Below are 5784 nucleotides of genomic sequence, written 5' to 3' on the forward strand. Positions count from 1 at the left end.
AGGGAAAATCACATGGATTTCAACAATCCGCCATCAATGGGAATATTGGTTCCCGTAATGTAGGCCGCTTTATCCGAAGCCAAAAATGCGACCAAATATCCATATTCTTCCGGTTTTCCTATTCGCTTCATAGGGACTTTCTCCTCCATACTGGAAAGGACTTCCTCTGGTGAAACCCCCATTTTTTCTGCCTTTTTGGTATTGAGTTGGGTAATTCGGTCCGTATCAAAATAGCCTGTCAAAACACTGTTTGCCGTAATGCCATCTTGGGCCACGTCAAAGGCCAAGCTCTTGGCCCAAGTGACCACAGCTGCCCGAATGGTATTGGACAGTGCCAAATAGCTCAATGGCTCCTTTACCGAAATGGAGGCCACGTTTATGATGCGCCCCCATTTGCTTTGTTGCATGTGTTTTAACGCCAGTTCTGTGGTATAGACCACCGATTTGAACAGCAAATCAAAGGCTTGTTGGTAGTCATCCACACTTTTTTCCAAGGCACCACCACCTTCGGGTCCTTGGGTGTTGTTTACCAAAATATCAATGGTGTTGTGTTCAAAAAAAGAGGTAATAACCTTCTTGAAGGCACCAAAATTGGAAAAATCAACCACCAGATATTGATGCTCCTGCCCTTCATGGGTGTTCAATTCACCGATAATGGTTTTCATGCGTTCCTCATTTCGTGCCATAAGGGTGACACTGGCGCCACTTTCGGCCAATTGCCGTGCAATGGCTTCACCAATTCCTTTACTACTTCCGCCCACAAGGGCTTTTTTTCCTTTTAGTGATATGTTCATGTGTTACTTATATTCTTCTCGGACAGGGCTAAAAATGTCCATTAGTTTGCAGGGTGTTATTGCTTTTCCACTATGTGGAACATTGGATGGGATGATTACTACGTCCCCTGGTCCATAAGTACCTTTTTCACCGTTCAGGGTAAATTCAAAAGTACCCTCCACTACATGCATAATTTGTTCATGGTCGTGTTGGTGCTCTGGTACTTCGGCGTCTTGGTCCACATCCCAAAACACCCAACTCATTCGTTCTCCATGCACCAATTTTCCATGATAGCCGGGCATGATCTCCTTGGGTTCGATTTCTGATAGGTTCATTGGGTTTAATTTTATTCGAATATAAAGATTAATAAGATGGATTCTTTGTTTGGATTGGTTTTCCCATTGGCTATTTTTGAACGATAAACACGATTGATGAACATCCATTTTATAGCCATTGGGGGAAGTGCCATGCACAATTTGGCCTTGGCCTTGGAACACAAGGGGTACAGCATCACCGGAAGCGATGATGTGATTTACGAACCTTCCAAAAGCAGATTGGGCGCCAAAGGACTGTTGCCCGAAAGTTTTGGTTGGTTTCCTGAAAAAATCCATGACCAATTGGATGCCGTTATCTTGGGGATGCATGCCAAACCCGATAATCCCGAGTTGCTCAGAGCCCAGGAATTGGGGCTGAAGATATTTTCGTACCCCGAGTTTTTGTACGAGCAGTCCAAATACAAGACCCGTGTGGTGATTGGCGGGAGCCATGGCAAGACCACCATTACTTCAATGATTTTGCACGTTTTGGATTACCATGATATTGAAGTGGACTATATGGTGGGAGCCCAATTGGAAGGTTTTGACCGAATGGTGCATCTAACTGAGGAAAACGATTTCATCGTTTTGGAAGGGGATGAATATTTGTCCTCACCTATTGACAGAAGGCCTAAATTTCATTTGTATCAACCCAACATTGCCCTATTGAGTGGGATTGCTTGGGACCATATCAACGTATTTCCCACTTTTGAAAACTATGTGGAACAGTTCCAGATTTTTGTGGATGGCATCGTGAAGGGAGGAAGTATTACCTACAATGAGGAAGACCCTGAACTTGTAAAAGTTATTGAGGCCACCGAAAATACCATTCGAAAGTTTCCCTACCACACGCCTGAGTATCGCGTTGAAGAAGGCACTACTTTGCTGCATACCCCTGAAGGTGAAATGCCCATCGAGATTTTTGGGAAGCACAACCTCAACAATCTGGCCGGGGCCAAATGGATTTGTCAGCAAATGGGGGTGGACGAGGATGATTTTTATGAAGCCATTGCTACCTTCAAAGGGGCTTCCAAACGATTGGAAAAAATTGCGGAAAGCAAGAACAAGGTCGTTTATAAAGATTTTGCCCATTCGCCCAGTAAGGTAAAGGCAACCTCAGAGGCTGTAAAGGAACAGTATCCCCAACGAAAATTGATCGCTTGTTTGGAACTGCATACCTACAGTAGCTTAAATGCAGGATTTCTTGAGGAATATGAAGGTGCTTTGGATGCTGCTGATGAGGCTGTGGTCTTTTACTCTCCGGATGCGGTAAAGATCAAAGGACTGGAAGAAGTTACGGCTGACCAGATAGCCCAAGCCTTTAAAAGGGGAGATGTAAAGATTTTTACCGACCCTCAAAGCTTTCAGAAGTATCTTTTTGGACAAGATTTCGAGAATTCAGCATTGTTGTTGATGAGCTCCGGAAATTATGGAGGATTGGATTTTGAACAAGTAAAATCGCTATTTGAATAGGAGGTTCATTTTTAAACCCCAAATTGCCGTAAATGATGGTCTAGGTGCTTGTATTGCATCTGTCCCCACTGGTCATAGGTAAAATGTCCAAAAGAAGGGTGGGGATCTCTGGTTTTTTCGGTTCTCTCTGCATGAAAATTGTTGATCAAGGCAACCAGCTTATCTTTTTCCTGTTTGAAATCTTTTTTGTCCTCTACCTTAAAACCTGGTGCAGTGGGTAGATTGTGTTTCCACGGTTTGTCATTGTACATGCTTTTCTTAAAACCTTTGTACAGCAATCGCATAAAAAAATTGGGTTTTTTTATTGTATGTTTGCCTAAAGCTACCTTCAAGGGAAACTGACAGTGGTGCAGCATTTGTCCAACCTCCATTTTGCCCCATTCCCCTGTGGAGGATTCAGAAATATTATCAATTCTATTTAGAATTTCAGTGTGGGTTTCGGAGTCAAATAGGGATTTCATATACCTTGATTTCTTTACCTTGAAAATTACATAAATTTAATCTCCTATCTTTAAAGCATGCAAGAAAAAGTAGTTTCCTTTTCCATCAAAAATTGGGCAGATGATGATAAACCAAGGGAAAAATTGGTGCAAAAAGGAAGTTTTGTGCTCTCCGATGCAGAACTCATAGCCATTCTTATCGGTTCAGGGAACAGGGATGAAAGCGCAGTGGAACTGTCCAAACGAATTCTGGCCTCCGTGGGTCATAATTTGAACGAATTGGGGAAGCTTACCGTAAATCAATTAAAAAAATTTAAAGGCATCGGTGAGGCCAAAGCGGTGACCATTGCAGCAGCTTTGGAAATGGGTCGGCGCAGAAGAGGGGAGGATACCCAAAAAATAACGAAGGTTGTAGCCAGCAATGATGTGTTTGAGTTGTTGTATCCCCTGATCGGGGAATTACAACACGAGGAATTTTGGATTGTGTACCTCAACAATTCCAATAAAGTGATCCATAAATCACAATTGAGCAAAGGAGGCATTACCGGGACATTGGTAGATGTGAGGTTGGTGCTGAAACAAGCCCTGGATCTAGGTGCAGTGGGGATCATCTTGGCACACAATCATCCTTCAGGGACATTGAAACCAAGTGCGGCCGACAAACAAATTACCCAAAAGTTGAAAAAGGCTTCAGAAGCTTTGGATATTAAAATATTAGATCATTTAATTTTGGCCCAACACCATTATTTTAGCTTTGCAGATCAAGGAATACTTTAGTTGATTCAATTTTATGCTATTACTCTTTACCCATAAGGTTACCAATAGACTTACCTATACGGCAAGGCATATTTTTGAAAAAATATTGGGCATTGAAGTGGCATTTACCACCAAGGTGGAGGATTTCATCAAGCATTCCGGGCCCAAGATGACCTACTCCAAGCAACCCCTGCAAAACGAGTTTTTTATCCGGAGCAATGATCTTTTGTTTGAACAGGGCATCAACGATTTGGATATAAAAGTATCCGATTGGGAAGGAATTCCCTGTTTTTTTGCCTGTGGGGAAAAGAGCACCGTTCCTTACGATATTTTTTCGGCAAGTTTCTTTCTTTTAAGTCGATATGAAGAATATCTGCCCCACGTTAAGGACAGCGTGGGCCGGTTCCCGGTAAAGGAAAGCATAGCTTACCAGAACAAATTTTTGGAACTTCCCGTTGTTGACCTTTGGGCCTATAAATTATTGGATTTGCTCAAGGAGCGCTTCCCGGATATGGAAAATGCCCAACGGATGTACAGTTTTACCTCCATTATCAACGTAACCACATCACACGCCTATGCCATGCGGGGTTTGGCAAGAAGTCTTGGGGGGTTTTTTCTAGATTTGGGCAATTTTAAATTTAGGAGTTTGGCCGATCGTTTTTTGGTGCTTCTTGGCCTTAAGAAAGATCCCTACGACAATTTCTACGAACTGGTGGAAATTCATAAGAAGTTCCCCATAAAGACCATGTTCTTTTTTCAGTTTGCCAAGCATTCCGCACACGATAAGAACATATCGCCAAACAACAACAAGTTCAGATATTTGATAAAATCCGTGGCAGACTACAGTGTAGTCTCGCTCAGCACCTCTTTTTTATCTTCCACCAACAAATCCGTTTTATTGGAAGAAAAGAAACGGCTCAGCAATCTTATCAATAGGCCCATTAGTTACTCCCGACTTAGGTACAACAGGGTGAGTGTGCCCACCACCTATCGGAATTTGGTTGAAACCGAATTTACCGATGACTTTTCCATGGGATACACGCACGAAATCGGTTTTAGGGCCGGGACCTGTACGCCATTTCATTTTTATGACATCAATATGGAGGTAAGGCAGCCCTTAAAAGTGCATCCCTTTGCCATGCACGATTATGCGCTGGTCAACTTTAAGAAAAGGGATGAGATTTTTGAAAAAATGGACCGCGTGTACCGGTTGGTGAAACAGGTGAACGGCGATTTTATCATCGTATTCTCCAATGAACTTTTGGGCAGTAAGCACAAGTTGGACTGGATGGAGCTTTATCAATCATTTTTAAAGCGATACTATGTTTGAGAACGGTGTTACCAACATTTTTTTTGATTTGGACCACACGCTGTGGGATTTTGAAAAGAACTCGGCCCTCACCTTCCAGAAAATCCTTGCCCAGAATTCGGTGGAAGTGGTACTGGAAGATTTTTTGGGCGTTTATGCCCCCATAAATTTGGAGTATTGGAAATTGTATCGGGAAAATCGGGTGACAAAAACAGAACTTCGGTTCCAACGGTTACGGCGCACTTTTGACACAATTGGGGCCACAGTCCAGGACGACCTCATCCATATTTTGGCCCATGAATACATAGAGCATCTTTCCACATTTACACATTTGGTGCCCAATGCCGTGGAGGTATTGGAATACCTATCGCCGAAATACCGGTTGCACATCATCACCAATGGGTTTCAAGAAGTGCAGGAGAAAAAGCTGATCGGGAGCAATATCCACCATTATTTTGATCAGATCATAAACTCAGAAATGGCGGGAGTTAAAAAACCGCACCCCTATATTTTTGAGTTGGCCCTCACCAAGGCCAATGTGGACCCCAAAAATACCATCATGGTGGGTGATAGTCTAGAGGCCGATATCCTAGGGGCCAAGAACATGGGCATGCAGGTTCTTCACTATAACAGCAATGGCGAACCCGACCATGATCATTGCATAACCATTAACAATTTAATTGAAATAAAAAGCATTTTATAGAGTTATAGTAGGGTA

7 protein-coding genes are annotated in these 5784 nt (G+C 42.8%); 4 read left to right on the plus strand and 3 right to left on the minus strand.

Annotation, left to right across the window (positions count from 1 at the left end):
* Nucleotides 1–8: 8 nt before the first annotated feature.
* Together A7D14_RS01285 and A7D14_RS01290 are read right to left on the minus strand one after the other, a co-directional pair.
* On the minus strand, nucleotides 9–794 hold the full coding sequence (locus A7D14_RS01285; protein WP_067029140.1) for an SDR family oxidoreductase: 786 nt from the start codon (nucleotides 792–794) through the stop codon (nucleotides 9–11).
* 3 nt (nucleotides 795–797) lie between these two features.
* Nucleotides 798–1109 (minus strand): cupin domain-containing protein, encoded by a 312-nt coding sequence (locus A7D14_RS01290; protein ID WP_067029142.1) that lies wholly within the window; start codon nucleotides 1107–1109, stop codon nucleotides 798–800.
* A gap of 96 nt (nucleotides 1110–1205) precedes the next feature.
* Between A7D14_RS01290 and murC the strand changes: the two genes are divergently transcribed.
* On the plus strand, nucleotides 1206–2561 hold the full coding sequence (murC, locus tag A7D14_RS01295; RefSeq protein ID WP_067029144.1) for a UDP-N-acetylmuramate--L-alanine ligase: 1356 nt from the start codon (nucleotides 1206–1208) through the stop codon (nucleotides 2559–2561).
* A gap of 11 nt (nucleotides 2562–2572) precedes the next feature.
* Here the strand turns inward: murC and A7D14_RS01300 are convergent, their stop codons facing one another.
* Nucleotides 2573–3022: a DUF1569 domain-containing protein gene (locus A7D14_RS01300; RefSeq protein ID WP_067029146.1), complete on the minus strand. Its 450-nt coding sequence runs from the start codon at nucleotides 3020–3022 to the stop codon at nucleotides 2573–2575.
* Nucleotides 3023–3079: 57 nt separating this feature from the next.
* Between A7D14_RS01300 and radC the strand changes: the two genes are divergently transcribed.
* From radC to A7D14_RS01315, 3 genes are read left to right on the plus strand one after another with little or no spacing between them, the layout of a single operon-like run.
* The gene (gene radC / locus A7D14_RS01305; protein WP_067029148.1) at nucleotides 3080–3778 is read left to right on the plus strand and encodes a RadC family protein; all 699 of its coding nucleotides are present in this window, start codon (nucleotides 3080–3082) and stop codon (nucleotides 3776–3778) included.
* A 13-nt stretch (nucleotides 3779–3791) separates the two neighbouring features.
* Nucleotides 3792–5087: a polysaccharide deacetylase family protein gene (locus tag A7D14_RS01310; RefSeq protein ID WP_067029150.1), complete on the plus strand. Its 1296-nt coding sequence runs from the start codon at nucleotides 3792–3794 to the stop codon at nucleotides 5085–5087.
* On the plus strand, nucleotides 5080–5769 hold the full coding sequence (locus tag A7D14_RS01315) for a YjjG family noncanonical pyrimidine nucleotidase (protein ID WP_067029152.1): 690 nt from the start codon (nucleotides 5080–5082) through the stop codon (nucleotides 5767–5769). The genes A7D14_RS01310 and A7D14_RS01315 overlap by 8 nt, the downstream gene beginning before the upstream one ends.
* Nucleotides 5770–5784 lie beyond the last annotated feature (15 nt).

This window comes from Allomuricauda sp. CP2A (genome assembly GCF_001683915.1).
Lineage (GTDB): Bacteria > Bacteroidota > Bacteroidia > Flavobacteriales > Flavobacteriaceae > Flagellimonas.

What these genes read in the sequence shown, in the direction of transcription:
- A7D14_RS01300 (WP_067029146.1), bottom strand. Translation starts at nt 3,022, where the DNA reads ATGAAATCCCTATTTGACTCCGAAACCCACACTGAAATTCTAAATAGA.
- A7D14_RS01285 (WP_067029140.1), bottom strand. Translation starts at nt 794, where the DNA reads ATGAACATATCACTAAAAGGAAAAAAAGCCCTTGTGGGCGGAAGTAGT.
- murC (WP_067029144.1), top strand. Translation starts at nt 1,206, where the DNA reads ATGAACATCCATTTTATAGCCATTGGGGGAAGTGCCATGCACAATTTG.
- A7D14_RS01290 (WP_067029142.1), bottom strand. Translation starts at nt 1,109, where the DNA reads ATGAACCTATCAGAAATCGAACCCAAGGAGATCATGCCCGGCTATCAT.
- radC (WP_067029148.1), top strand. Translation starts at nt 3,080, where the DNA reads ATGCAAGAAAAAGTAGTTTCCTTTTCCATCAAAAATTGGGCAGATGAT.
- A7D14_RS01315 (WP_067029152.1), top strand. Translation starts at nt 5,080, where the DNA reads ATGTTTGAGAACGGTGTTACCAACATTTTTTTTGATTTGGACCACACG.
- A7D14_RS01310 (WP_067029150.1), top strand. Translation starts at nt 3,792, where the DNA reads ATGCTATTACTCTTTACCCATAAGGTTACCAATAGACTTACCTATACG.